Consider the following 23,794-nt stretch of genomic DNA (forward strand, 5'->3'; position numbering starts at 1 on the left):
CCGAGTTATATGAGTGCAGCCTGCCTCGACCGTGCGGGCAAAGCAAGATCTGTCGATGGAATTGCCGGGTAGCGGCGGTGAAGACGCGTTGTAGGACACTTCCGACACTGACGAACGGTAGAAAGCTAACGAAACCTGCTGCAGGCGTCTAGTCGGCACATAGTGGCCCTGACCAGACGGTTTTTATAACCCTTCTATTCCTTATTCAACCGGTAAATACCCAAGCGTTCTATATCGAATGCATCGCCGGCTCTAAGGTGAAAGAAGTAACTGGGTGACGCGAACAAGCAAAAACGTAAAAACACGCGTCCGGTCGCCGTTTACTTTTCGGCACCACCCGTTCGAATGCATACCTTAGCCAGCATGCCGATATCCGGACATCCGTTCGGCCTGCTGCAGTTGCTCAGGAATAACAAAAAAAGGCAGTCAGCCATGTTCAAACGTTCCAAAGTACGCCAGGCGGGACTTATTGTTTTCGCCACCACACTCTTATTGATCTTGCCGAACCTGAATCATCTGTTCGGTTGATCACCTGTTGGCGCTACCGGGCTGCGCAGAACTGTGCCAATCTTTCGTTTCCAACGACGGGAGAGTAGCCATGCGCGCGTGGACAGCGTTATTTGTCATGACTTGCAGTGCCCAGGCCCTGGGCGGCGAAGTCGACCAGGCCGCGGCGGTCGCCGCTTTGAAGGAAGGTCGCGTGGCGATGGACATACGCAGCCAGACCGATTACGACGCCGGTACAGTGCTTAACGCAGTGCGGGTGGATGAAGTTCGATTGGTCAACCAGATGAAGTTGGTATTGAACGATCGCAATGCCTCCTTCGTTATCTTCAGCAGCACCAACGAGAAAGCCAGCAAGGCCCAGGACAAGTTACGCAGCGCCGGTTATTTCAGCGTGATCAACGGCGGCAACTATGAAGAGTTGCACAATGCGCTCTATGACATCTCCGATGATCCGGCCGAGTAGGTTCGCGTTACTGTGACACGCGCCAAGGCGGCAGCCTGGACTGGCAGCAGCCGGCCGACTGGCGAACGAGCCGGTGACGGCAGCGAATCCGCGACCCGGCCGCCAGCGACCTGACGCCTGCCGGTTACTGATGCTGTACCTGCATCTGTGTGATGACTCTGGGCGCTGTGGATACCACCACCTTGGCATGCATGTACTCGCCCCCGCCGCCACGGCGCATGCCGCGCACCGGACAGGCGTCCAGATAATCAAGACCCACCGCCAGTTTCAGGTGCCGCTCCGGCACCGCCAGTCGATTGGTCACGTCAAAGCTGTACCAGGCGTCGTCAAGCCAGGCCTCCGCCCAAGCGTGGCTGGACAGGTGATCGGCATCCTCGCTGCACAGATAACCCGACACGTACCGCGCTGGAATACCCAGGCTCCGCGCACAGGCGACGAACGCATGCGCATGGTCCTGACACACGCCGGTACGCCCGGCGAAAGCTTCGGCGGCGCTGGTATGCACTTCCGTGGCGCCGGGGGTGTAGGCGATATGCTGGTTGAGCGCATGCATCAGATCGATCAAGGCGCTGCGATCGGTGCGCTTGCGGCATTGTCGGGAAGAAAACTCGCGAATCGCTTCGTCCGCCTCGGTCAGGCGTGTGAAGCGCAGGAACGGCAACGCGGAACCGACCTCGTGCTCGGCCTCGCGGGTCTCATCGATGTCCACCTGGCCGCGGGCACCAATGATGATCGCCTCGTGGGGTTCTTCCAGCGACAGCACGTGCAGGATATTACCGAACGGATCGATTTGCGCGCGCACCGGGCGCGGCAGGTCCAGGTGCCAGCTGAGCACTTTCTGGCGCTCACTGTCATGGGGTGTCAGGCGCAAATACTGAATGCTGGCGCGCACCTGGTCGTCATAGCGATAAGTGGTTTGGTGGCTAATCGAGAGTCTCATGCAGCCTCCAGGTATGAGGTGTGTATCGCGTTACCCAGTTGGGCCAGCAGCGGAATGAATTCGTTCAACCATTCATGCAGGCCCTCGCCGAGGATTTCATCGATGCCGGTGTAGCGCAGCCGCGCATCCAGTTCCGCGGCCATGCGCTGCGCCGGTCTGCCGTTGGCACCAGGCAGGCTGGCGAGGATGATGTCCATTTCCTCCAGGCATGCACGCAGCGAACGCGGGATGTCGGCCCGCAACAGCAGCAACTCGGCCACCTGCCGGGCACCGGGCGCGTCTCGATAGACTTCGGTGTAGGCTTCGAACGACGACAGTGCCCGCAGCAATGCGCTCCACTGGTAATAGCCGGCGGCGGAACTGTCGGCGGCGGCGTTGGCCTGCGGCCCGCGCAGTTCAAGCATTTCGTAGCGGGCGTCGAGCATGCGCAGAGTGTTGTCGGCGCGCTCGATGAAAATGCCCAGGCGAATGAAGCGAAACGCATCGTTGCGCATGATGGTGCCGTAAGTGGCGCCGCGGAACAGGTGCGAGCGCTCCTTGACCCACTCGCAGAAGCGGCTCATGCCATAGCGGGTCAGGCCTTGCTCGGCGATACCGCGAATCTCCAGCCAGGTGGCGTTGATGTTTTCCCACATGTCGGCCGTGATGCGCCCACGCACGGCATGGGCACTGGCCCGAGCGGCTCCCAGGCAGCTGTAGATGCTGGCCGGGTTGCTCGCATCCAGGGCGAAGAAATGCAGCATGCGCTCGGCGTGCAATGCGCCATGGCGTTCGACATAGGTGTCCAGTGTCCCGGTGATCAGCAGCGGCATGGCGATTTCATCCAGCCCGTCACCGCGCCCGTCCTGGGGCATCAAGGACAGCGAATAGCTCACGTCCAGCATCCGGGCCAGGTTTTCGGCCCGTTCCAGGTAACGTGACATCCAGAAAAGATCCGAGGCAGTTCTACTCAGCATTGGAAAGGCATCCTTAATCCTCGACCACCCAAGTGTCTTTGGTACCGCCACCCTGGGACGAATTGACCACCAGCGAGCCTTCGCGCAGGGCGACGCGGGTCAGGCCGCCGGGTACCACCCGCGTCTCGCGGCCTGACAATACGAACGGGCGAAGGTCGATGTGGCGTGGGGCGATACCGTTCTCGACGAAGGTCGGGCAGGTCGACAGGCACAAGGTAGGCTGCGCGATATACAAATGCGGCCTGGCCTTGAGACGCGCGCGGAACGCTTCGATCTCGGCCGAGCTGGCGGCCGGCCCGACCAGCATGCCGTAGCCGCCGGACCCTTGGGTTTCCTTGACCACCAGGTCGCCGAGGTTGGCCAGGACGTGGGACAGCTCTTCGGGTTTACGGCACTGCCAGGTCGGCACGTTCTTGAGGATCGGCTCCTCGTCCAGATAAAACCTGATCATGTCGGTGACGAACGGATACACCGACTTGTCGTCCGCAACCCCGGTGCCGATGGCGTTGGCCAGCACCACATTGCCCGAGCGATAGGCCGACAGCAGGCCCGGCACGCCGAGCATGGAATCGGGATTGAACGCCAGCGGATCGAGAAACGCATCGTCCAGGCGGCGGTAGATCACATCAACCGCCTTGGGGCCGTCGGTGGTGCGCATGAACACCTTGTCGTCGCGCACGAACAGGTCGGCGCCCTCGACCAGCTCGACGCCCATTTCCCGAGCCAGGAAAGCATGTTCGAAAAACGCGCTGTTGAAGCGACCCGGCGTCAGGACCACAACGCTGGGGTTATCCAGATGACTGGAACTTTTAAGCGTATCGAGCAGCAGGCTGGGGTAGTGGTCGATCGGCGCGATGCGCTGCGCGGCGAACAGTTCAGGGAACAGGCGCATCATCATCTTGCGGTCTTCGAGCATGTAGCTCACGCCGCTGGGGGTGCGCAGGTTGTCTTCGAGCACGTAGTAGGTGCCGTCGCCGTCGCGCACCAGGTCGACGCCGGAGATATGCGAATACAGGTCGCGGTGCAGGTTCAGGCCCTGCATCGCCAGTTGATACTGTTCGTTGGCCAGCACCTGCTCGGCAGGGATGATCCCGGCCTTGATGATGCGCTGGTCATGGTAAAGGTCGGCGAGGAACATGTTCAGCGCCTTGACGCGCTGGATGCAGCCGCGCTCCACCACCCGCCATTCGCTGGCCGGGATGCTGCGCGGAATTGTGTCAAAGGGGATCAACCTTTCGGTGCCCTGCTCGTCGCCATAGAGCGTGAAGGTGATCCCGGCGCGATGAAACAGCAGATCGGCTTCGCGGCGGCGCTGGGCCAACAGTTCGGCAGGCGTATCGCCCAGCCAACGGGCAAATTCCCGGTAATGCGGCCGGACAGCGCCAGCAGCATCGTACATCTCATCGTAAAAGGTGCGGATCATTGCCGAACTCCTTGTCCCCATGGACACCAAGACCTTGGCAAGGCCCGTGCCACCGGCATAAATGCTTTGATATCAATCGGTTATGTAAATATCAGGCATCAGTCGCACCATTCCTGTGCAAATACCGCCCTGCAGGTCTATGGCGCGCTTCATTCAGAAGCGTCAGCCCCTGCATAAATCTATGACAGGCATAGGCAGAGTTGATTTCCTAAGGTGTGATGGCCCGCCCATAATCGCCAGCATCCCGACCTGCCGAGGCCAGCGAGAACGCTGCCACACCGGTCCTTAACTGCTTCTGCGTCACCTCATTCCCTTTAAGCCACTCCATGAGTGGCTTTTTTTTGCCCTTGATTCGGCCCTTATGCAAACCGGCCGGCCCCGGATGCATCCGGGGCCGGCCGTGTACCACGTGATGCGTGTCAATCAGGCGTGCAATCGTCTTACTTCCTGAGTGACACCCCAGCCTTCTACCTCGCCGTCCAAAGGCGAGATCACCGCCTGAAAGTCCTGTTCGAAATCGCCGATGCCGTCGTAGGTGGCGTACATCACCTTACTCAGCTGCAAGTGCCAGGCGCCGTCATCGCGAACATTGATCTGGGTGTTGAGTGACTCACCGCGAAACTGTTGCGCGGCCTGCCGTGCCCGGTCCTCATCCGGAAAGACGGCATAGAACTCGATGGGATGGATTCGTGCGAAGTCAAAGCCGCCCTCTTTCATGCGGCGCAGTACGTTACTGCTGATGTCTTCTTGATAGGCTGTGCTCATGAAACGTCCTCCTATACAACGATAGATAGAGTTTCAACTCTTCCGAAGCAGCCTCTTGCAAAGGCCGCTGCACGACAGTCATACCGACGTGGGGAATCAAGCATGTAGCTGACCAGACCGGCCTGGCGGGCAAACCGGTGCAGACATGGCAGAGACCGTGACACCGGTCTCGATTGCAGAGTAGACCGTTGGCAGGCTCGCTGCCAAGTGGCCGAGGCGGCGAGCCTTACCGATACGGGTTGAATCAGATGACTTCTGTAATGGAAATGATCTGGACACTGTTCTGATCCTTCAGTGTTTTCACTGTCGGTTCATCGGTCCGGCCTTCCAGGTCGTTGAGGTTCAGCTCATCGGTCACTGGAAACAAATCCCTGCGCAGAAGACGCGCCACCTCCTCCTCACTGGGGCGGTCCTGAAAATCAATATCGACGCGTTGCTGGACACCGTCCTTGTCGAGATACGAAATGGCCCACTGTTTCATCAATGCCTCCAGAAGGAAGCCAGTGATTCTGGCTTACACGATCTGGACCTTTCGTCCCGGACATTCGTTCCAAGGGATTGCGGGCAAAAAGAAAGGCCCTTGCTGACAAGCCAAGGGCCTTCGGGTCCCGCAGGACAATCAGTTGCGGCTCTTGCTCGCCTCCGCGCCTGCGGTGTTGTCCAGCAGGCTCTTGGTCGCCGTTTGCAGGAAGCTTTCCAGCTTGCGATGCAGCTGGGCGGCGTCCGGTGCGTCGGGCACCAGTTCAGCCCCTGGATTGGCGCCCAGGGTGTAGTTCAGCACCTTGGGCGGCATGTCGACCGGATCGATCAGGATGCGGTTGCCCTCGACGATCGCCACCACCTGCTCACCACCGGACGGCTTGATTACCGCAAAGCCCTTGTCGCCCTCAGGCAGGTTGAGCAGATCACGCCCCCAGCATTGGTGACGCGTCTGGCCGCCCAGCCGGCCCATGATGGTGGGTACCACGTCCATTTGCGTGCCGACGATGCTGCTGCGCTGGCCGAACTTCTCCTGGATACCAGGCCCGATCAGCAGCAACGGCACGTTGAAACGACCCAGATCCATTTCCGTCAGTTGCCGGTTGTTGCCGAAGCCGTGGTCGCCCAGGACCACGAACAGGGTTTCCTTGAAGTACGGTTCTTTTTTGGCTTTCTCAAAGAACTGGCCCAAGGCCCAGTCCGAGTAACGCATCGCCGTCAAATGCTCATCCAGCGTGCCATGACCGGTGACGCGTTCCACCGGCAAATTCTCCGGCAGCGCGTAGGGCGTGTGGTTGGACAGGCTCTGCAGCAGCGCATAGAACGGCTTGCCGCCTTCACGGGCCTTCAGCTCCTGGGCACCACGGTCGAACATGTCCTGGTCTGACACGCCCCACGTCGGATCGGAAAACACCGGGCTGACGAAATCTTCCCGGCCGACGAAGTTGGTCATGCCCTGGTTGCTGAAAAAGCCTGACTGGTTATCCCAGGCGAAGTTGCCGTTGTAGACGTAGACGTCATTGAAATTGCGGCCGGTGCTGAGCAACTGCGGCAGGCCCGACAGCTTGTTGCTGCCCTCGGGCGTGCGCATCAGGTACTCGAAGCCCGGCAAGTTCGGGAAGCAGGCCATGGTGGCGAACATGCCCTGGTGGGTGTGAGTGCCGGCCGAAAAGAAATGGTCGAACAGCAGGCCTTCCCGGGACAGTTTGTCGAAGTAAGGCGTGATATTGGAGTCGCTGCCCAGCGCGCCCACCGAATGACCGGCAAAGCTCTCCAGCAGGATCACCACCACGTTGCGGATCGGCAGGGTATTCTCGGCAGGCGGCGTAAAGTCGCGACGAACCGCCGCAATATCGGCTTCGACCAGCGTGTCATGGGACGTCAGCAGCATATCGCGCACGGTCTGTTGTGCTTCGGCCTGAGGCAGCGTTGCTTTCCAGACATTGTCACGATGCGCCGACATGCGCGCCTTGCCCGCTCTGATCAGCGTCAGGGTGCCGTTAAGGCCTAGCTGGTTGGCGAAGTTGGAGTCAGTGGTGTAGGCATCGCCCCAACGCAGTGGCGGACCCTGGCGCAAGGTGCCACGCGCGGCGACCACCGCAATCAGCAGAATGACGACAAACACACCGGCTCGCAGATACCAGGGCGCAGCCGTGCCTACCCCGCCTTCATGACCGCCCTGGCTTCGCGGACGGGTCAGCCGGTCGATACCCTTGAATACCAGACTCAGCAGCCAGGTCACCAACGCCCACGCCAATAGATAGCGCGCCACCGGAAAGCCGTACCAGAGCATGCGCAGGACGGTGCCGGGGTCTTCTTCGATGTACTGGAAAACCAGACCATTGAGGCGCTGGTGGAATTCACGATAGAAGTCCATTTCCATCAGGCCGAAGAACAGCGTGACGCTGCCCACCAGGGTCAGCCAGAACCGGAAGAACCCGCGTGCCGCCATCGCCCGGACACTGAACAGCGCCAGCATCAGGGGAATGAGCAGGTACACCGTCAGCCGCAGGTCGAAGCGCAAGCCGTTGAACAAGGCTTCGAGAAATGTCGTCACCGGTGTTTCGCCGATCATTTCACGGTTGTAGGCCAGCAGGCCTATGCGCAGCAAGGTGTACATCAGCATCAGGACAAGGCCACTGAGCAGCAGGTAGGCCAGGTGGGATTTCAGGGTCGGTGCTTGCCGGCGGGACAAATCCTGCCCAGGGGTGCGGGCGTCCGTTTTAGCCATGGTTGTTGTGATCCGATGATTTCAGAAGTTGAGTTCAGCCGTCTGCCACCTGCCAATAGCCGGCCGGGGCGATCGTCTGCAAAGGCGCGATTGCGCCGGGAACGCCAACGCGTCGAGGCCCGTTCAGAATCTCTTGACAATGAACGGCTTGCGCGCCGCGCGGGATTTTGAAGGGAGGGGTGTGAAAAATTTGTCGCGGATCGATGGATGAGCGGATAGTGGGTCCCGGCCATTGCCGTGCGGGCACCGGCGCTGTAGACGCCAGCTCGCTGGCGGCTACAGATCGGTCATGTACCGTCAGATCCGCACATTGCCCCGCGGCCCGGCGATGGCCCAGATGATCAGCCCCAGCACCGGCAGCAGTGCGATCAACAACACCCAGAGAATCTTGATGCCGGTCTCGGCGCCGCTTTTCAACACGTGGATGATCGCCCAGATATCCAGCGCCAGAATGATCAACCCGACCAGGCTATTGAAGGTGGAACCCATGATGTTGCCTCTGAACAATGACTGAGATCTGTAGGATAGCGCCGTCATCCAGGGGTTCCGTTGAACCAACCAGCTGTTTTAATGTTCGGAAACTGAGTCAACGATGTTCGTCATTTTCAACCCTCCGCCAGTCGAGACAGGTGACGCCTTAAATGCAGACACCCGCGCAACCCCGAACGCTTTGGGCAACATGGTATGCCCAGGCACAGAACAACCCCATGGTCAGCCTGGGGTTCGCATTGGTCATGCTCACTTTGCTGGGCCTGGGCTTTGCCAGTCTCTACAACGCCTTTTTCGGTGTGAACAAGGTCAATCTCGAGCACGCCCTGATCGGCGGTTGCGCCGGGTTTGGCGCAACGGCCCTGGGCGCGGTCATGGCTATCGCATTCCGCGATATCGCGCAGCGTACTCAGGACATTATGCTGGGCTTCGCCGCCGGGATGATGCTGGCAGCCAGTTCCTTCTCGCTGATTCTGCCGGGCCTGGCTGCGGCCAGGGAAATCACCGGCACCGGGCCGCTGGCTGCCGCAACCGTCGTCACCGGCCTGGGACTGGGCGTGCTGCTGATGCTCGGCCTGGATCGTTTCATCCCCCACGAACATGAAACCGTCGGGCGTCAGGGGCCGCAATCGGAACGGATCAATCGGGTCTGGCTGTTCGTGCTGGCGATTACCCTGCACAACCTGCCCGAAGGCATGGCTATCGGGGTGAGCTTTGCCAGCGGCGACATGAATGTCGGCCTGCCCTTGACCACCGCCATCGCCATCCAGGACATACCCGAAGGCCTGGCCATCGCGCTGGCGCTTCGGGCAACAGGCCTGTCGGCCTTCAAGGCCATGCTGGTCGCGGTGGGATCGGGGTTGATGGAACCGCTGGGCTCGATGATCGGCTTGGGCATTTCCAGCGGGTTTGCGATTGCCTATCCACTGAGCCTGGGCCTGGCCGCCGGCGCCATGCTATTTGTGGTCTCCCATGAGGTGATTCCCGAGACCCACCGCAACGGCCACCAGACCTCGGCCACCCTGGGGCTCATGGGTGGCTTCGGGGTCATGATGTTTCTTGATACCGCGCTGGGTTAACCCTTGGCGCGCATTGCGTTCAGCGACGGCGCGGCATGAATGCCGGCCGTCGCGGCCAGTTCCAGCACCCGCGCTTCATCGCAGCCGTAGACCAGCACCGCCTGCAACTCGTCATCCAGCGGCTGGCTGAAGTCCATCAGCACGTAGCCGCCCATTTCCTTGTTCATGCTGCCCAACTGGATCTGAATCCGGTTGAGGGCCACCAGTGGCTCAACCTTGGCCAGCTGTCGCGGCTTGATGTTGAACGCCACGTCCGGGCCGAACGACTGCACGATCTGCTCGAACAGATCCATGTAGGTATCAGCCTGGAACAGCACGGTTTCCGGCAGGCTGCCGACCACGACCCATTCCCCCAAGGGAATTGGAAAGCTTTCGTCGTAGTTGATGTCCGGATTGGCCGCCAGGAAAGCAGCCGGATCGGCGTAGGCTTGGGCCGCCTCGTCGGCAACACGCGCGATTTCGTCCTCGCCCATGCAACCCGAACTGATTTTGCTGATTAATTCAATGAGGGTGTCTTTCATGGGGCGATCCTGATGGCGGGCAAAAAACAGGCGCGAAGGATAACGGGAAAACCTTCGCGCCTCTATCCATTCAGTGCCCTGACTTCAGGTGACGTTCGCGCCCAGCGGCCTTACAAGCCCAGACGGGTCAATTGCTCGGTGGTCTCAGCCGCCCCCATGGCCTGGGCAGCCCCCAGCGCATTGATGCCCTTGGCATCACGAGCGTGCAGGTCGGCACCCTGGCTGAGCAGATAATCGACGATTGCCGTGCGGTTGAACATCGCAGCCATCATCAGCGCGGTCCGGCCATCGGACGAAGCGCCGTCGACCTTCGCACCGCCCTCCACGAGCAATTTCACCACGGCCAGGTCGCCCTTGAACGCGGCACCCGCGATGGGCATCTGATTATTGTCGTTATGGATTTCCGGGTCGGCCTGGTACTTGAGCAACACCTTCACCGCCTCCTGGTGGCCGTGATAGCTGGCCAGCATCAGCAGCGTGTCGCCCTTGTGGTTGCGCAGGTTTGCGGGAAGCCCCTTCTCCAACAGGCGCTCGAGCATGACCGCATCGCCCTGGCGGGCCACATTGAACACCTGCTCGGCGAACTCTGCCGCCTCATCGTCGGTCATAGTTTCAGGTTCACGGGTGTTTCCAACAGTCATACATCTCTCCTTGGCGCGAGGTCATCCGGCTTTCCACCGGCAGCGTAGACACAATGACCGCAAGTCTTGCCAGGTGTTCGCCAAGGGTCAAGCTATGACCCTGATAGTCGAGCGTGTATTGCCGCCTGGCTTCCCTCTAGAACCCGCAAAATGCAGGGTGCACGACGGCCATTCATGCAAATTGCACGACAGCGCTATTTTGTAAGAAGAATAACTAATTGATTTTTAAAGGTTTTTTAGACAAGCCAAGACTGGCACAGTCACTGCAATAGTCTCTCCACGCTTGTTACCTTATTGAGCAATGGAGCCGTTAGACATGACCTTTATCCAAGAAAAATTCGCTTCCGTATTTTCCGATTACGTCGTCACTACTCAAGCTCGCCCTGATGGCGGCGTCCTGCTCTCCCTGCGCAATGACGAGGGCAAAAGCATCCGTCGCTCCGTTTCGTACGCTCAACTGCATACTCCGGTTCAACTGGAATGGGTGATCAGCGCCATTCGCCGCGACCTCGCCGCACAAGCCTGTGAACTGCCGGCCATCTCGATGCTGCAAAGCCAGCACCGCTTCGACCTGCCGACCTACCACACACGCTGATGGACCGCGTCACCGACTCTTTCGCCACATCGCCCCACGCCGGGGCGATGCATGGATCGACACCGCTCTCTCTCCCCTAGCCGCGCTCGCCCTGCCGAGTCGCGGTTTTTTTTGCTCAACGGATCAGTCCCTGGCACAACGCCTCACCCACAGCCTGGGCACGGTTGGCAACGCCGAGTTTTCCGTAGATCGTCTTGAAGTGATACTTGATCGTCGATTCCGACACTTCCCGGATCAACGCGATTTCCCAAGTGGTCTTGCCTTCCCTGGCCCACTGCAAGATTTCCAGCTCCTTGCCGGTCAGACCACGGGAACGGAAGCGAGTGCCCCGCCCGACCATGTGCAGCACCGGCACCAGACTGGTAATCAGGTAGCGGTCCTGGGTGGTCAACGGTCGTTGCAGCGCATTGAGGGTGCAAACCGACGTCACGCCGTTGATGCCATGGTTCTGGCTGCTGTAGCCGTAGGACAGTGCAGGCATCAGCCCGCAGGCATCGACCAGTTCCTCATACCCGTAGACTGGCGTGTACTGCCGGAACGCTTCGCGCCAATCCACGAATCCCATCTGATTGCGCAGATAACGAATGACCGGATCTTCGGAAAACTGATGCTGACGCTCGAAGGCGCTCTCCCACCTTTCGTCGATATCGATCGTTATGAACGTCAGCAGTAAAGAGCCCTTGAACTGGTAGAACATGGCGCGCTGGCAATCACATTCCCTCATCAACCACTGGAGTGCTTTCTCGATGGCTATCCGGCCATCGACTTCGGTAATACTGCTCACCATTTGTTGTATCAATAGATCCATCGTTGCATTGATCGTTCTGGCACTGCACATCTGCCGCTCCTTTGTGACCCGGTATCGCTGCTGATGGCCGATTGCAGGGGGTCGACGGCGCAGAACTTACACGAATAATTTCGTTTAAAAACACCGGCCGAAACAAACAGGATTGGCCTACAAACAAACAGGCAAATTCAGACTTCGAGAAGGGACAATGCCTACAAAAATGGATGGCGAGGCGGCATTGGTGTCAGGACTTCAGGCGTCCAGACAAGCTTTCGCCAGCAAGGCGGAACGCCGCCCCGGCAGCTCCTACGGGGTCGAGCGTGTCTGGAGCGGCAGGGGCTGGGTTGGCTCCTGCACGTCCCGTATCAATCCTCGAGCCGTTGAAAGCGCCCGGCGAGATCGTCGCCGGTCAATTTCGCCGTGCCGCCGTCGGTGCCCTTGAGCAGGCGAAGGGCGATCAGATATGGACGCTCGCCCGTGTCGAACCATTGCCGCGTTCCGGCCGGCACCGAGACCAGGTCGTTCTTTTCGCACAGCAAGGCATACACGTAGTCGCCGATGTGCAGACTGAGCAATCCGCGCCCGGCGACGCAGACGTGCAACTGGTCTTGAGCATGGAAATGCTCGTCCAGCCATTCTGCCGGTGGCTGCTGGCTGTCCAGGCTGATCACCTCAACCGTGGCGTAGCCGCGTTCGGTCATCAACGCGTCGAGCCGACCACGACACGCATCGAGCACTTCTTCCCGAGCGGCACCGGGCTTGAGCGGCACCGTGGCGTCCCAGCGTTCCAGCCCTACGCCCACTTGGGCGAGGGTCGCAACGATATCTTCCAGATGGTTGAGCACCTTGTCGGGCACTTGCGGGCTGGTGACGGGGTAGACGAACAGACTGCTCATGACGGTAGCTCCCAGGATTAGATGAATGCCGCAATGGAGGGTTCGCGACTCATGGACGCTGCGCCCTTCCCGGCATGGCGATCATGACCGCAGCGGCCAGTGCCGCCAGGCTGGCAATGCCGAACGTCCAGCCCGGCCCCAACGCGTTCCAGCTGTAACCGGAGTACAGCGCGCCCACCGCGCCGCCCACACCGGACAAGGCGGCATAAAGCGCCTGGCCCTGTCCCTGCTGGCGCGAGCCGAAGCTGCGTTGCACGAAATGAATCGCTGCGGCGTGAAAGGCGCCGAACGTGGCGGCGTGTAGAAGCTGCACCAGCAGCAACACCGCCAGATGATCGGCGAAGCCGCCCAGCAATACCCAGCGCAAGGCCGCCAGCAGAAAGCTGCCCAGCAACACCCTGCGCACCGAAAAGCGCTGCAGGACACGGCTCATGACCATGAACATCAATACTTCCGCGACCACCCCGACCGCCCAGAGCACGCCGATCAGGCCACGGCTGTAACCCAGCGCTTCGAGGTAAAGGGTCAGGAAGGTATAGAACGGGCCGTGGCTGAGCACCATCAACGCCACGCTGATGTAGAACGCCAGCACGCCGGGCCGAGTCAGTTGCCGGATGAAACCGCCCTCGCCGGGCACCGGCGGTTTGAGCAAAGGCTGGGCGTTGGGTACCCACCCGCTGCTCAGCGCAATGCCGAACATGATGGCCAGCACCACATAGGGAAAGGCCTCCAGGCTGAATCGCTCGAACAGCGCGCCCAGCGCCACCACCGCCAGGATGAAACCAATGGAGCCCCACAGGCGAATCTGGCTATAGCGCGAAGTGTCGGCATGCAGGTGCGCCAGGGTGATGACTTCGAACTGCGGCAGGATTGCATGCCAGAAGAATGCGTAGAGCGCCATGACCATCGCCAGCCAGGCGTAACTCTTGTCGAACAGGATCAGTGAAAACGCCAGCAGCGTGCAGACCGCACCAAAGCGCACGATCGCCAGGCGCCGGCCGGTGTAGTCACCCAGCCAGCCCCACAGGTTGGGGGCGACGCAGCGCATCAGCATGGGGATGGCGACCAGCTCGCCGATTCGCGCACTGGAGAAGCCCAGATGATGGAAATACAGCGCCAGATACGGTGCCGCCGCTCCCAGCAGGGCGAAATAGGCGACGTAGAAACCGGACAGCCGCCAGTAGGGTACAGCCCCGGCGGGCGACGGCGCCACGTCAGACGGCTCCGGTTCCGGCAGCGTCAGCAGCAGCGCCGGTGGGCATTACAGCTGGCCCAGCACAGGCGTGGACACTCGCACGTCGGCGTTCTGGCCACGGTGGCGCAGCAGGTGATCGAGCAGCACGATGGCCATCATCGCTTCGGCAATCGGCGTGGCACGGATACCGACGCAGGGATCGTGGCGGCCCTTGGTGATGACTTCGGCAGGCTGGCCGTGTACATCGATGGAGCGGCCCGGCGTGGTGATGCTGGAGGTCGGCTTGAGCGCCAGGTGCGCGATGATCGGCTGGCCGGAAGAAATCCCGCCCAGAATCCCGCCGGCCTGATTGGACAGGAAGCCCTGGGGTGTCATCTGGTCACGGTGCTCGGTGCCGCGCTGGGCAACGCAATCGAACCCGGCGCCGATTTCCACGCCCTTGACCGCATTGATGCTCATCAGCGCGTGGGCCAGTTCGGCGTCCAGGCGGTCGAAGATCGGTTCGCCCAGACCCGGTTTCACGCCCTCGGCGACCACGGTGATTTTCGCGCCAACCGAATCCTGATCGCGGCGCAACTGGTCCATGTAGGCTTCCAGCTCCGGGACCTTGTCCGGGTCCGGGCAGAAGAACGCGTTCTGCTCGACGCTTTCCCAGGTCTTGAACGGAATCTGGATCGGCCCCAGCTGGCTCATGTAGCCACGAATGATGATGCCCTGGGTCGCCAGGTACTTCTTGGCGATGGCCCCGGCCGCTACACGCATGGCGGTTTCCCGCGCCGAGCTGCGACCGCCGCCGCGGTAATCGCGGATGCCGTATTTGTGGTGGTAGGTGTAGTCGGCATGGGCCGGGCGGAACTGGTCCTTGATCGACGAGTAGTCCTTGGACTTCTGATCGGTGTTGCGAATCAGCAGGCCGATGGACGCGCCGGTGGTCTTGCCCTCGAACACGCCGGACAGGATTTCGACTTCATCGGCTTCCTGACGCTGGGTGGTGTGGCGGCTGGTTCCGGGCTTGCGGCGATCCAGGTCGCGTTGCAGGTCTTGCAGGGAAAGCTCGACGCCCGGTGGGCAGCCATCGACGATAGCGACCAGCGCCGGGCCGTGGCTTTCGCCGGCGGTGGTGACAGTGAACAGCTTGCCGAAAGTGTTGCCGGACATGCGGACGCTCCGAGAAATCAGCTAAAAGACCAGATCGATCAAATCAAGCGCGCCAGTATACGCAGGCTCGTCGCGCAGTTCATCCTAGAACCTTCTGCGCGGCGATGCGTCCAAGCCTCACCCGCCCAATGATGGCTTTGCGATGTTATCCGGTATGCCCTTGATTCGATCCTTCAAACGCCTGCACTCCCTGGCGCTGGCCCTGCCCCTGCTCTTGCTGGCCAGCCTGGCGGATGCCGGGGCAGCCGATGCCGTCCAGCGGCCGATTACGCTGGATACCGACCAGGGCCAGTTATTCGGCACGTTGTTGCTGCCCCGGTCGAGCAAGCCGGTACCGGTGGTGCTGATCATCGCCGGTTCCGGCCCCACCGACCGCGACGGCAACAACCCCGAAGGCGGTCGCAACGACAACCTCAAGCGCCTGGCGATCATCCTGGCCCAGAACAACATCGCCAGCGTGCGCTACGACAAGCGCGGCGTGGCGGCCAGCAAGGCGGCGACGCCGGATGAGCGCGACCTGAGCGTCGAGCGCTACGTGAAGGACGTCCAGGCCTGGGCACGCAAGCTGCGCGCCAATTCCCGCCTCGGCCCGCTGATCCTGCTGGGCCACAGTGAAGGTGCACTGGTGGCGGCCCTGGCAGCGGAAAAGTCCGGCGCCGCAGCCGTGATTTCCGTTGCCGGCAGCGGCCGCCCGGTGGATCAGGTGCTGCGCGAGCAGTTCCAGGAGCGCCTGCCACCGGCATTGCTGCAACGGGGCAACCAACTGCTCGACACCCTCAAGGCCGGGCAGACCGACGCCAACGTCCCCGCCGAGTTGCAGGTGGTCTTCCGCCCCAGCGTGCAGCCGTACCTGATCTCGCTGTTTCGCCAGGACCCGGCGCAGGCGTTCGGCCGGATCAAGGTTCCGGCCTTGATCGTGCAGGGTCGCAACGACATTCAGGTCGGCGTCGGCGACGCTCAGCGGCTGCATCAGGCCCGCCCCCAGGCTGAACTGGCCCTGATCGAGGGCATGAACCATGTGTTCCGCATCGTGCCGCCGGATCTGGAGCAGCAAATGATCTCCTACCGCAACCCGACCGCGCCGCTGGCCGACGACTTCACGAAGCGAATCCTGCGTTTCATCGCCTCTCTGGCACCTGCATGAGGGGGATTTGACGCCAGAAACCGGCGTCGCCCTTCAGACTCGACGATCCCGGCCGATAGGGGGTGTGCTGGCGCTGTGTTTGCTGCGCAGAGCCAAGGACAGGACCACCGTTAATGAACGACACCACCATGAACCAAACCGCCGAAGACACCGCCTCGGCCGAAGTCGCGCAACCCGTGCTGCCCTGGGAAGATGTGTTGCCCGAGCATTTCCAGATGCTGCGCCTGTCCCCGCTGGCCACCGACCGTGCCACCGGAGGACGCCCGCTGCGTTTCGTGCAGTTCGGCCGCGCAGAACGCCACAGCAAGGAGTTGAGCCTGTTGCGCATCAACATCCAGCTTCCCGGCCAGCGCGTACGCAAGGAACAGAACTACCTGGACATCTGGGTCGACCATCTGACCCATACCGTGCGCTTTGGTCCGGAATCGGGTTTGCAGATCGAGCCCTGGAACCGGGGCATCGGCCGTTTCCTGATTGCCCACGGCGTGCACTGGGCGCAGAAAAAGTGGTCGTCCTACAAGATCGAAGGCGTGCCGCTGGCGAGCAAGGACGGCTTGAACGAAGACACCCGCCTGCGCCGTGACCACTTCCTGCGCACCCTGGGATTCGAGGTGGTCTACGCTGACGCCCAGCACATGAAGGGCAGCATCAAGGATGTGCATGTCGGCAACCTGCACAGCACCTGGAACAATGACAAGGTACAGATCATCGAGATTCTCGAAGCCGCGCAGATGCTGGAAAAGGCCGAGCAGAACATGATCGAGCAGGAAGTGACGATCCGCAAACACGAGGATCGGGTCAACAAATACAAGCGTGAAGACAGCGGCCTGCGCTTCACCATCGCCTGCCTGGTGACCTTTGCGGTGTTCCAGGCCGGCCTGCTGATCTGGATCGCCACGCACCGCTGACGCGCTGCGCACGCACGGGGCTGGCTCCAGCCCCACTCTTCACCCCGCTCAGACCCGAGAAGCGAACAGCGCCTGATGCTCGCGGCATTGCTGCGCGGTCAACATGAACACGCCGTGACCGCCACGCTGGAAGTCCAGCCAGGCGAAATCGACTTCCGGGTACAGCGCCTGGACATGGACCTGGCTGTTGCCGACTTCGACGATCAGCAGGCCCTTTTCGGTCAGGTGATCGGCCGCCTCGCTCAGCATGCGACGTACCAGGTTCAGGCCGTCAGTGCCGCAGGCCAGCGCCAGCTCGGGTTCATGCTGGAACTCGTCGGGCATGTCGGCGAAATCTTCGGCATCCACGTAAGGCGGGTTCGACACGATCAGGTCGAAACGCTGGCCGGGCAAGCCGTCGAAGCCGTCACCCTGCACGGTGTACACGCGATCTTCGACGCCGTGGCGCTCGATGTTCTGGTTGGCGACTTCCAGTGCCTCGTAGGACAGGTCGGCCAGCACCACTTCGGCCTCACGGAATTCGTCGGCGCAGGCAATGCCAATGCAGCCTGAACCGGTACACAGGTCCAGGATGCGAGCCGGATCGTTCGCCAGCCAGGGCGCGAAACGGTCTTCGATCAGTTCGGCGATGGGCGAGCGTGGAATCAGAACCCGGTCGTCGACAATGAACGACATGCCGCAGAACCACGCTTCGCCCAGCAGGTAAGGGGTCGGAACCCGCTCGTCGATACGTCGCTTGATCAGGCGCTGCAACTCGGCGATTTCATCCAGTTCCAGACGGCAGTCCAGATAGCCATCGGCGATTTCCCACGGCAGGTGCAGCGCGCCGAGCACCAGTTGCCGGGCTTCGTCCCAGGCGTTGTCGGTGCCGTGCCCGAAAAACACATCTTCCTCGTGAAACCGGCTGACAGCCCAACGAATGTGGTCGCGCACCGTGCGCAAACGGGAAGTGATCATGGGCAAAACTCCTAGGGTACGACAGGCCTGTCGGCAGATCCGGGCTGAAACGATGATGCGTGAATCGCATCCGGGTGACGCGGAAGTTTCTATCATTGTGCTCGTGTCATCAAGGCAAACCGCCAGCAGCCGGGCTCCGCAGGGTGCATCGCACCCCGGAAAACCGGCGACTTGCTTTAGTCCCATTCCCTTAACGGCTCAGCCAGAGGACAATGCCACAAAAGCCCCACCCCAAGGAGCCCCCGGATGTCCCCCATCAAGACCATGTTTCAACTCAGCGGACGCGTCCACGCGCCGGCCAGCCTGAGCAACGCCACGTTGATCATCATCGACGCCCAGAAGGAATACCTCAGCGGCCCGCTGGCCCTGACCGGCATCGACGAAGCACTGGCCAACATCGGTCTTCTGGTCGCCAAGGCCCGGGCGGTGAAATGCCCGATCGTCCACGTGCGCCACCTGGGCACCGTGGGCGGTCTGTTCGATCCGCAAGGCGAACGCGGCCAGCTGGTGCCGGAACTGCTGCCGCAGGGCGATGAACATCTGGTGGAAAAGCGACTGCCCAACGCCTTCAACGGCACCGGTCTGCACGAACTGCTGCAGAGCCTGGGCCATCTGGACCTGATCGTCTGCGGCTTCATGAGCCACTCAAGCATCAGCACCACCGTGCGCGCCACCAAGGATTACGGCTATCGCTGCACGCTGGTGGACGATGCCTGCGCCACCCGCGACCTGCCAAGCGCCCACGGCGTGGTCAGTGCCCAGGTCGTACATCGTACCGAAATGGCGATCATGGCCGACAACTTCGCCACCCTGGCACTGACCCGCGACCTGGTCTGAGCCCGCCTGCGGGCATGTTCATACGCATCAGCCCGCATAACCGCCCATCCAATACCCTTGCCTGCCGGGTCGGCGCCGGGAACCCTTGCCGCGTGCCTGGGTCAGAGCGCCGATAACCTCAGAGGATAGCGCAATGAAAATATCCGACGGTTTCGACGCACGGCGCCTGCGTCCCAAAGGCCCGCGCAACTGGGGTACGCGTATCGTCAGCGCACTGGCCGCCTTGCTGGCATTGCTGGGCCTGGCCTTGATGGCAGCCGGCGCGACCGGTCTGGCCGGCCACCCTCAAGCCTTTGGCGACCTGGATGCCAGCCCCGGAGGTGCGGCCGTGGTCGCCGGTAGCGGACTGGTGGTTCTGTTGCTGGGGATTGCCCTGTGGCGGCGCTGTCGGCGGCGCAGGCGCCAGGGGCATGGCCTGAGCATGTCGGCGCATCTGATGAAAAAACACGACTGACCATCCCGCTTCGCCCGGTTAAACTAGCCTCCTTCGCGGAGGCCTCATGCAAGACGACGATTTTTCCCTGTTCCGAAACGAGACGCGTGGCGTCAAGCCCATCAAGCACGAGCACGCCGACGTCGGTAAACCCAAGACCGATCGAAAACTGCTGGCCAAACTGCGCCAGTCTGCCACCCTGCGCACCGATTCGGTAACGGTCGACGGCCTGTCGGACCAGTTCGTGATCGATGTCGGTCCCGAAGACGTGCTGACCTGGGCGCGGGACGGCGTCCAGGAAGGCCAGATGCGCAAGCTCAAGCTGGGCCAGATCAGCTTCGAAGGCAGCCTGGACCTGCACGGCATGAGCGTAGAGCTGGCAAGGGAAACGCTCTGGGAGTTTCTGGGCGAAGCCACGAAGCTGGAGATTCGTTGCGTAAGGGTCACTCACGGCAAGGCCGTACGCCTGGACGGCAAGCGACCGATGATCAAGAGCCACGTCAACACCTGGCTGCGCCAGCACCCGCAAGTACTGGGCTTTTGCTCATGCCTGGCCAAGCACGGCGGCGCTGGCGCGGTGTACGTGATGCTCAAGCGCACCATGATGGAAGGCCGCGACGAATAGCGGCCGACTCTGGTGAGCCCGTGGAAGACAGCTTGCTGGCGACTGCTGTCTATGTGTGTGTTAGTCACTGTTGCAGCGACGGGTTTTGCTTAGCGCGGTCCACCTCCAGGGCCGCCGCCATCGGGGCCGCCGCCCTGGTGATGTCCGCCACCGCCGCCGCCATGACCGCCACCGTGACCACCGCCACCTGGACCCCAGAACGGCCAGCAGCCGGACAGGGTGGACAACACCGCGGCGAACATTGCTACTTTGATCACTCGACTCAACATCTGAATTAACGCTCCTGAAGCTGTGATGGATAACTTGCACATCAGACCGCAGCCGAGGCCGAAAGTAGGTATCGAGCTGGTCACGATCGGGTAAGCAAGTCGATACAAAGCAGGCGCAGCTACCGCTGTTTTCCAACCCATCGCCCCGAGCAGATACATTTCGTCCAGAGGCTAAGTTACTATGTGCGCCTCGGCGAGGGCCTGCCCCTTGCGTTCATCGAAACCCACACGGAAACACAGCCCTGTGACACTGGAACAGAATTACACCGCGATATTGGGTCAACTGGGCGAAGACGTTTCGCGCGAAGGCTTGCTGGACACGCCCAAGCGTGCTGCCAAGGCCATGCAGTACCTGTGTCGCGGCTACGAGCAGACGCTCGAAGAAGTCACCAACGGCGCACTGTTCAGCTCCGACGCGAGCGAGATGGTGATGGTCAAGAACATCGAGCTGTATTCGCTGTGCGAACATCACCTGCTGCCGTTCATTGGCAAGGCGCATGTGGCCTACATCCCGAGCGGCAAAGTGCTGGGCCTGTCCAAGGTCGCGCGTATCGTCGACATGTACGCCCGCCGCCTGCAGATTCAGGAAAACCTCAGCCGTCAGATTGCCGAAGCCATCCAGCAGGTAACCGGCGCCCTCGGCGTTGCCGTGGTGATCGAAGCCCAGCACATGTGCATGATGATGCGCGGCGTCGAGAAGCAGAATTCGGCCATGATCACTTCGGTGATGCTGGGTGAGTTCCGCGAAAACGCCGCGACCCGCAGCGAGTTCCTCAGCCTGATCAAGTGATCCCCAATCGGCAGCCGACCGGCCATGGCCGTTCCATGGCCGACTCACCGACTCGCAGGAGTTAAGTCCGTGTTCATGAAAGCGCTCAGGGTTGGTCTCGGCCAGCTCGTCATCGCCGGCGACTTCCTTACCCGTCCGGGCAAGAAACAGCGCGACCCGCAGGCCCAGGCCGCTGTCGACCAGTCAGCCCAGGCGTTGACGCTCTATCAGTTCCACGCCTGTCCGTTCTGCGTGAAAACCCGCCGCACCCTGCGCAGGCTGAACGTTCCGGTTGCCTTGCGCGATGCGAAGAACAACCAGACCGAGCGTCAAGCATTGTTGAGCGGTGGCGGCAAGATCAAGGTGCCTTGTCTGCGTATCGAAGAAGACGGCAAGACCACCTGGATGTATGAGTCCAAGGTAATCATCGACTACCTCGATCAGCGCTTCGGCTCGATCTGAGTTCGGAACCTGCTTGCGCTCAGCGCGGGCAGCCCTCTTCGCGGCACGCCACGTAATCTTCCAATTGCTTGACCCGCACCCTGGTGTGTTTGGCCAGGCATTGCGACTGCACCAGTGGCCACATGGAACCCCCGTCTTCGGCCTTGCCGGCGACGTAGCGGCAATCGGCGTCGCGAAAGGCGATCCACTTGACCTGGGAATCCTTCAACGCCTGCTTTCTGGCCGGGTCCTTGAGCCAGGCCATCTGCGCCTTGTAGTGCTGGTTGAGTTGTGCATCCAGCGCGGCCAGCTCTTGGCCTGCACACTGGTTCATGCTCGCCTGACTGGCATCACACTCCTGTGCCTGCGCTGAACAGCCGACACCCAACGCCATCAGCGCCGCCAAAACCGTCATCGAAAATCGCATGGAAACCTCCTGGTAGTGATGCCGGCATTGTACGGCGCGCAGACTGTCAGTCCAGCATGCCTACGTAACCGGGTTGCTCGCGAACCGTTTGCAGCCACTGCACGACGCCGGGGTATGGCGTCAGGTCGAAGCCGCCCTGGTGCGCCACGTGGGTGTAGGCATACAAGGCGATATCGGCGATGGAGAAGGTATCGCCGACCAGAAACGGCGTGCGCTTGAGTTGTTGTTCCATGACCGCCAGCGCCCGGTAACCGGACTTCTGCAACGCCCGGTATTCGTCGGCACGCTCGGCAGGCAGGCCCAGATAGAATTCTATGAAACGCGCCACCGCAATCGCCGGCTCATGGCTGTACTGCTCGAAGAACTGCCATTGCAGCACCTGGGTGCGCAGACGCGGCTCGCTCGGCAAGTAAGCGCTGCCGTCGGCCAGGAAATTCAGAATGGCATTGGATTCCCACAGGCAGGTGCCATCTTCCAGCTCCAGCACCGGGATCTTGCCGTTGGGGTTTTTGTCCAGAAAGGCCGGGGTCTGGGTTTCGCCGTTGAGGATGTCCACCGGCACCCATTCATAGGCCACCCCCAGCAGGCTGAGCATCAATTTGACCTTGTAGCAGTTGCCTGAGTTGTAATCGCCGTAAACCTTGTACATCGCCCTGCCCTCAGTGAAATTCCTGTATTGACGTGCGATCAAGCCGCCTTGATCAGCTGTGCGTTACGTACCACCGTGGCCAGTCGCATCAGGCCCTCGTCCAGACGCGCCGGGTCGATATGGCTGAAGTTGAGCCGCAGGTGCCCTGGATTGGCATCCGGATCGGCAAAGAACGGCTCGCCCGGCATGAAGGCGACATCCTGCGCCAAGGCCGCGTCGAGCAGCGTTCGCGTATCCAGCGGCTGCCTGAGGGTCAGCCAGAAGAATAGGCCGCCTTGAGGGCTGTTCCAATGCGCCAGGTCAGTGAAATGGGTGTGCAGTGCGCGTTCGAATGCGTCGCGCCGTTGCCGATAGAACGTTCGTAGCTGCAACAGATGATCGCGGTAGTGATCGCTGCCGATCCACTGCAACGCCTGCCACTGGCCAATGCGGTTGGTGTGCAGGTCCGCCGACTGTTTCAAGCGCAACAGATGCGGGAACAGGTCCGGACTGGCGATCAGATAGCCGACCCGCAGGCCCGGCAACAGCGTCTTGGACACCGTTGCGGTGTAGATCCAGCTGGCCTTTTTCAGGCGGCTGACGATGGGCCGGGCGCTGGCGCCATCGAAGGTCAGCTCGCGATAGGGCTCATCCTCGATCAGGGTTACGCCGTACTCGTCGAGCAGCGCCGCCACCGCATCGCGGCTGGTCTCGCTGTAACGCACCGCCGAGGGGTTCTGAAAGGTCGGGATCAGATACGCGAACGCCGGACGATGCCGTTCCAGACGCTGACGCAAGACGGCCAGGTCCGGGCCTTCGGCCTGCAGCGGCACGGTCAGACAGTCGGCGCCGAACAACTGGAAGATTTGCAGCGCTGCCAGATAGGTCGGCGCTTCCAGGATGATTTCGGTGCCCTTGTCGATGTACAGCTTGGCCGCCAGGTCCAGGGTCTGCTGCGAACCGCTGACCACCAGCACCTGGCTCGCTTCGCAGGGCACGCCCAGCGCGCGCGCTTCGGCGGCCAGGGCTTCACGCAGCGCCGGCTCGCCTTCGCTCATGCCGTACTGGCCCAGCGACGTAGGCATGTCGGCCCATTCCACCTTGGGCAGCATGGCTTCGGCAGGCAACCCACCGGCAAAGGACATCACTTGCGGACGCTGCGCTGCCGCCAGGATTTCGCGAATCAGAGAACTCTTCAGACGGGTAACGCGTTCGGAGAAAGCCATGATGG

The 23,794-nt window shown here is 61.4% G+C and carries 28 protein-coding genes; 10 read left to right on the forward strand and 18 right to left on the reverse strand.

Going from position 1 to position 23,794, the window contains the following annotated elements; all coding sequences use genetic code 11:
* Positions 1–598: 598 nt before the first annotated feature.
* Entirely contained in the window at positions 599–970 is a 372-nt protein-coding gene (locus tag EGJ27_RS11465; RefSeq protein ID WP_125830861.1) for a rhodanese-like domain-containing protein, read from the forward strand.
* A gap of 124 nt (positions 971–1,094) precedes the next feature.
* Here the strand turns inward: EGJ27_RS11465 and EGJ27_RS11470 are convergent, their stop codons facing one another.
* The 7 genes from EGJ27_RS11470 to EGJ27_RS11500 form a co-directional block, all read right to left on the reverse strand.
* The gene (locus EGJ27_RS11470; protein ID WP_125830862.1) at positions 1,095–1,910 is read right to left on the reverse strand and encodes a transglutaminase family protein; all 816 of its coding nucleotides are present in this window, start codon (positions 1,908–1,910) and stop codon (positions 1,095–1,097) included.
* A complete protein-coding gene (locus tag EGJ27_RS11475; protein ID WP_125830863.1) occupies positions 1,907–2,866 on the reverse strand; it encodes an alpha-E domain-containing protein in 960 nt (319 codons plus the stop codon). The genes EGJ27_RS11470 and EGJ27_RS11475 overlap by 4 nt, the downstream gene beginning before the upstream one ends.
* Positions 2,867–2,879: 13 nt before the next feature.
* The gene (locus tag EGJ27_RS11480) at positions 2,880–4,289 is read right to left on the reverse strand and encodes a circularly permuted type 2 ATP-grasp protein (protein ID WP_125830864.1); all 1,410 of its coding nucleotides are present in this window, start codon (positions 4,287–4,289) and stop codon (positions 2,880–2,882) included.
* A gap of 423 nt (positions 4,290–4,712) precedes the next feature.
* Positions 4,713–5,054 (reverse strand): ribonuclease E inhibitor RraB, encoded by a 342-nt coding sequence (locus EGJ27_RS11485; RefSeq protein WP_125830865.1) that lies wholly within the window; start codon positions 5,052–5,054, stop codon positions 4,713–4,715.
* A 244-nt stretch (positions 5,055–5,298) separates the two neighbouring features.
* On the reverse strand, positions 5,299–5,535 hold the full coding sequence (locus EGJ27_RS11490; protein WP_125830866.1) for a hypothetical protein: 237 nt from the start codon (positions 5,533–5,535) through the stop codon (positions 5,299–5,301).
* Between the two features lie 138 nt (positions 5,536–5,673).
* Complete coding sequence (locus EGJ27_RS11495; RefSeq protein ID WP_125830867.1) at positions 5,674–7,764, reverse strand: LTA synthase family protein; 2,091 nt, start codon at positions 7,762–7,764, stop codon at positions 5,674–5,676.
* A gap of 297 nt (positions 7,765–8,061) precedes the next feature.
* Positions 8,062–8,253 (reverse strand): PLDc N-terminal domain-containing protein, encoded by a 192-nt coding sequence (locus EGJ27_RS11500; RefSeq protein WP_125830868.1) that lies wholly within the window; start codon positions 8,251–8,253, stop codon positions 8,062–8,064.
* Between the two features lie 152 nt (positions 8,254–8,405).
* On the opposite strand from EGJ27_RS11500, the gene EGJ27_RS11505 reads away from it, so the two are divergent.
* Entirely contained in the window at positions 8,406–9,332 is a 927-nt protein-coding gene (locus EGJ27_RS11505) for a ZIP family metal transporter (protein ID WP_125830869.1), read from the forward strand.
* Here the strand turns inward: EGJ27_RS11505 and EGJ27_RS11510 are convergent.
* Together EGJ27_RS11510 and EGJ27_RS11515 are read right to left on the reverse strand one after the other, a co-directional pair.
* Complete coding sequence (locus EGJ27_RS11510; RefSeq protein ID WP_125830870.1) at positions 9,329–9,853, reverse strand: hypothetical protein; 525 nt, start codon at positions 9,851–9,853, stop codon at positions 9,329–9,331. The genes EGJ27_RS11505 and EGJ27_RS11510 overlap by 4 nt on opposite strands.
* Positions 9,854–9,963: 110 nt before the next feature.
* The gene (locus EGJ27_RS11515) at positions 9,964–10,494 is read right to left on the reverse strand and encodes an ankyrin repeat domain-containing protein (RefSeq protein WP_125830871.1); all 531 of its coding nucleotides are present in this window, start codon (positions 10,492–10,494) and stop codon (positions 9,964–9,966) included.
* Between the two features lie 316 nt (positions 10,495–10,810).
* Here EGJ27_RS11515 and EGJ27_RS11520 point away from each other — a divergent pair, with 316 nt between their 5' ends.
* Complete coding sequence (locus EGJ27_RS11520; RefSeq protein WP_125830872.1) at positions 10,811–11,089, forward strand: DUF3509 domain-containing protein; 279 nt, start codon at positions 10,811–10,813, stop codon at positions 11,087–11,089.
* 115 nt (positions 11,090–11,204) lie between these two features.
* On the opposite strand, the gene EGJ27_RS11525 is transcribed toward EGJ27_RS11520, so the two are convergent.
* From EGJ27_RS11525 to aroC, 4 genes are all read right to left on the reverse strand, one after another.
* A complete protein-coding gene (locus EGJ27_RS11525) occupies positions 11,205–11,927 on the reverse strand; it encodes a LuxR family transcriptional regulator (protein WP_125830873.1) in 723 nt (240 codons plus the stop codon).
* A 314-nt stretch (positions 11,928–12,241) separates the two neighbouring features.
* Positions 12,242–12,772 carry an acireductone dioxygenase gene (locus EGJ27_RS11530; RefSeq protein WP_125830874.1) on the reverse strand — a complete coding sequence of 177 codons (531 nt, stop codon included), beginning with the start codon at positions 12,770–12,772 and terminating at the stop codon, positions 12,242–12,244.
* 49 nt (positions 12,773–12,821) lie between these two features.
* Complete coding sequence (locus EGJ27_RS11535; protein ID WP_125830875.1) at positions 12,822–13,985, reverse strand: MFS transporter; 1,164 nt, start codon at positions 13,983–13,985, stop codon at positions 12,822–12,824.
* A 48-nt stretch (positions 13,986–14,033) separates the two neighbouring features.
* Positions 14,034–15,125: a chorismate synthase gene (gene aroC, locus EGJ27_RS11540; RefSeq protein ID WP_125830876.1), complete on the reverse strand. Its 1,092-nt coding sequence runs from the start codon at positions 15,123–15,125 to the stop codon at positions 14,034–14,036.
* 142 nt (positions 15,126–15,267) lie between these two features.
* Between aroC and EGJ27_RS11545 the strand changes: the two genes are divergently transcribed.
* A complete protein-coding gene (locus EGJ27_RS11545) occupies positions 15,268–16,269 on the forward strand; it encodes a S9 family peptidase (RefSeq protein ID WP_125830877.1) in 1,002 nt (333 codons plus the stop codon).
* Positions 16,270–16,397: 128 nt separating this feature from the next.
* On the forward strand, positions 16,398–17,177 hold the full coding sequence (locus tag EGJ27_RS11550) for a hypothetical protein (RefSeq protein ID WP_125831123.1): 780 nt from the start codon (positions 16,398–16,400) through the stop codon (positions 17,175–17,177).
* Positions 17,178–17,225: 48 nt separating this feature from the next.
* Here EGJ27_RS11550 and prmB read toward each other — a convergent pair whose 3' ends face one another.
* Positions 17,226–18,134, reverse strand: a complete 909-nt coding sequence (gene prmB / locus EGJ27_RS11555) for a 50S ribosomal protein L3 N(5)-glutamine methyltransferase (protein WP_125830878.1) — start codon at positions 18,132–18,134, stop codon at positions 17,226–17,228.
* A 246-nt stretch (positions 18,135–18,380) separates the two neighbouring features.
* Here prmB and EGJ27_RS11560 point away from each other — a divergent pair, with 246 nt between their 5' ends.
* From EGJ27_RS11560 to EGJ27_RS11570, 3 genes are all read left to right on the forward strand, one after another.
* Positions 18,381–18,971 carry a cysteine hydrolase family protein gene (locus tag EGJ27_RS11560; RefSeq protein ID WP_125830879.1) on the forward strand — a complete coding sequence of 197 codons (591 nt, stop codon included), beginning with the start codon at positions 18,381–18,383 and terminating at the stop codon, positions 18,969–18,971.
* 133 nt (positions 18,972–19,104) lie between these two features.
* Positions 19,105–19,425, forward strand: coding sequence for a hypothetical protein (locus tag EGJ27_RS11565; protein WP_125830880.1), 321 nt, complete (start codon positions 19,105–19,107; stop codon positions 19,423–19,425).
* A gap of 46 nt (positions 19,426–19,471) precedes the next feature.
* Complete coding sequence (locus EGJ27_RS11570; protein ID WP_125830881.1) at positions 19,472–20,029, forward strand: Smr/MutS family protein; 558 nt, start codon at positions 19,472–19,474, stop codon at positions 20,027–20,029.
* A gap of 89 nt (positions 20,030–20,118) precedes the next feature.
* On the opposite strand, the gene EGJ27_RS11575 is transcribed toward EGJ27_RS11570, so the two are convergent.
* On the reverse strand, positions 20,119–20,298 hold the full coding sequence (locus tag EGJ27_RS11575; RefSeq protein WP_125830882.1) for a hypothetical protein: 180 nt from the start codon (positions 20,296–20,298) through the stop codon (positions 20,119–20,121).
* Between the two features lie 244 nt (positions 20,299–20,542).
* Between EGJ27_RS11575 and folE the strand changes: the two genes are divergently transcribed.
* Positions 20,543–21,088, forward strand: a complete 546-nt coding sequence (gene folE / locus EGJ27_RS11580; RefSeq protein ID WP_218568053.1) for a GTP cyclohydrolase I FolE — start codon at positions 20,543–20,545, stop codon at positions 21,086–21,088.
* A 69-nt stretch (positions 21,089–21,157) separates the two neighbouring features.
* On the forward strand, positions 21,158–21,529 hold the full coding sequence (locus EGJ27_RS11585; protein WP_177523002.1) for a glutathione S-transferase N-terminal domain-containing protein: 372 nt from the start codon (positions 21,158–21,160) through the stop codon (positions 21,527–21,529).
* Positions 21,530–21,548: 19 nt separating this feature from the next.
* Here EGJ27_RS11585 and EGJ27_RS11590 read toward each other — a convergent pair whose 3' ends face one another.
* From EGJ27_RS11590 to EGJ27_RS11600, 3 genes are read right to left on the reverse strand one after another with little or no spacing between them, the layout of a single operon-like run.
* Entirely contained in the window at positions 21,549–21,935 is a 387-nt protein-coding gene (locus EGJ27_RS11590) for a lysozyme inhibitor LprI family protein (protein ID WP_125830884.1), read from the reverse strand.
* 46 nt (positions 21,936–21,981) lie between these two features.
* Positions 21,982–22,584: a glutathione S-transferase family protein gene (locus EGJ27_RS11595; protein ID WP_125830885.1), complete on the reverse strand. Its 603-nt coding sequence runs from the start codon at positions 22,582–22,584 to the stop codon at positions 21,982–21,984.
* Between the two features lie 38 nt (positions 22,585–22,622).
* Positions 22,623–23,789, reverse strand: a complete 1,167-nt coding sequence (locus EGJ27_RS11600; RefSeq protein WP_125830886.1) for a PLP-dependent aminotransferase family protein — start codon at positions 23,787–23,789, stop codon at positions 22,623–22,625.
* Positions 23,790–23,794 lie beyond the last annotated feature (5 nt).

This window comes from Pseudomonas sp. v388 (assembly GCF_003935425.1).
Classification (GTDB): Bacteria; Pseudomonadota; Gammaproteobacteria; order Pseudomonadales; family Pseudomonadaceae; genus Aquipseudomonas.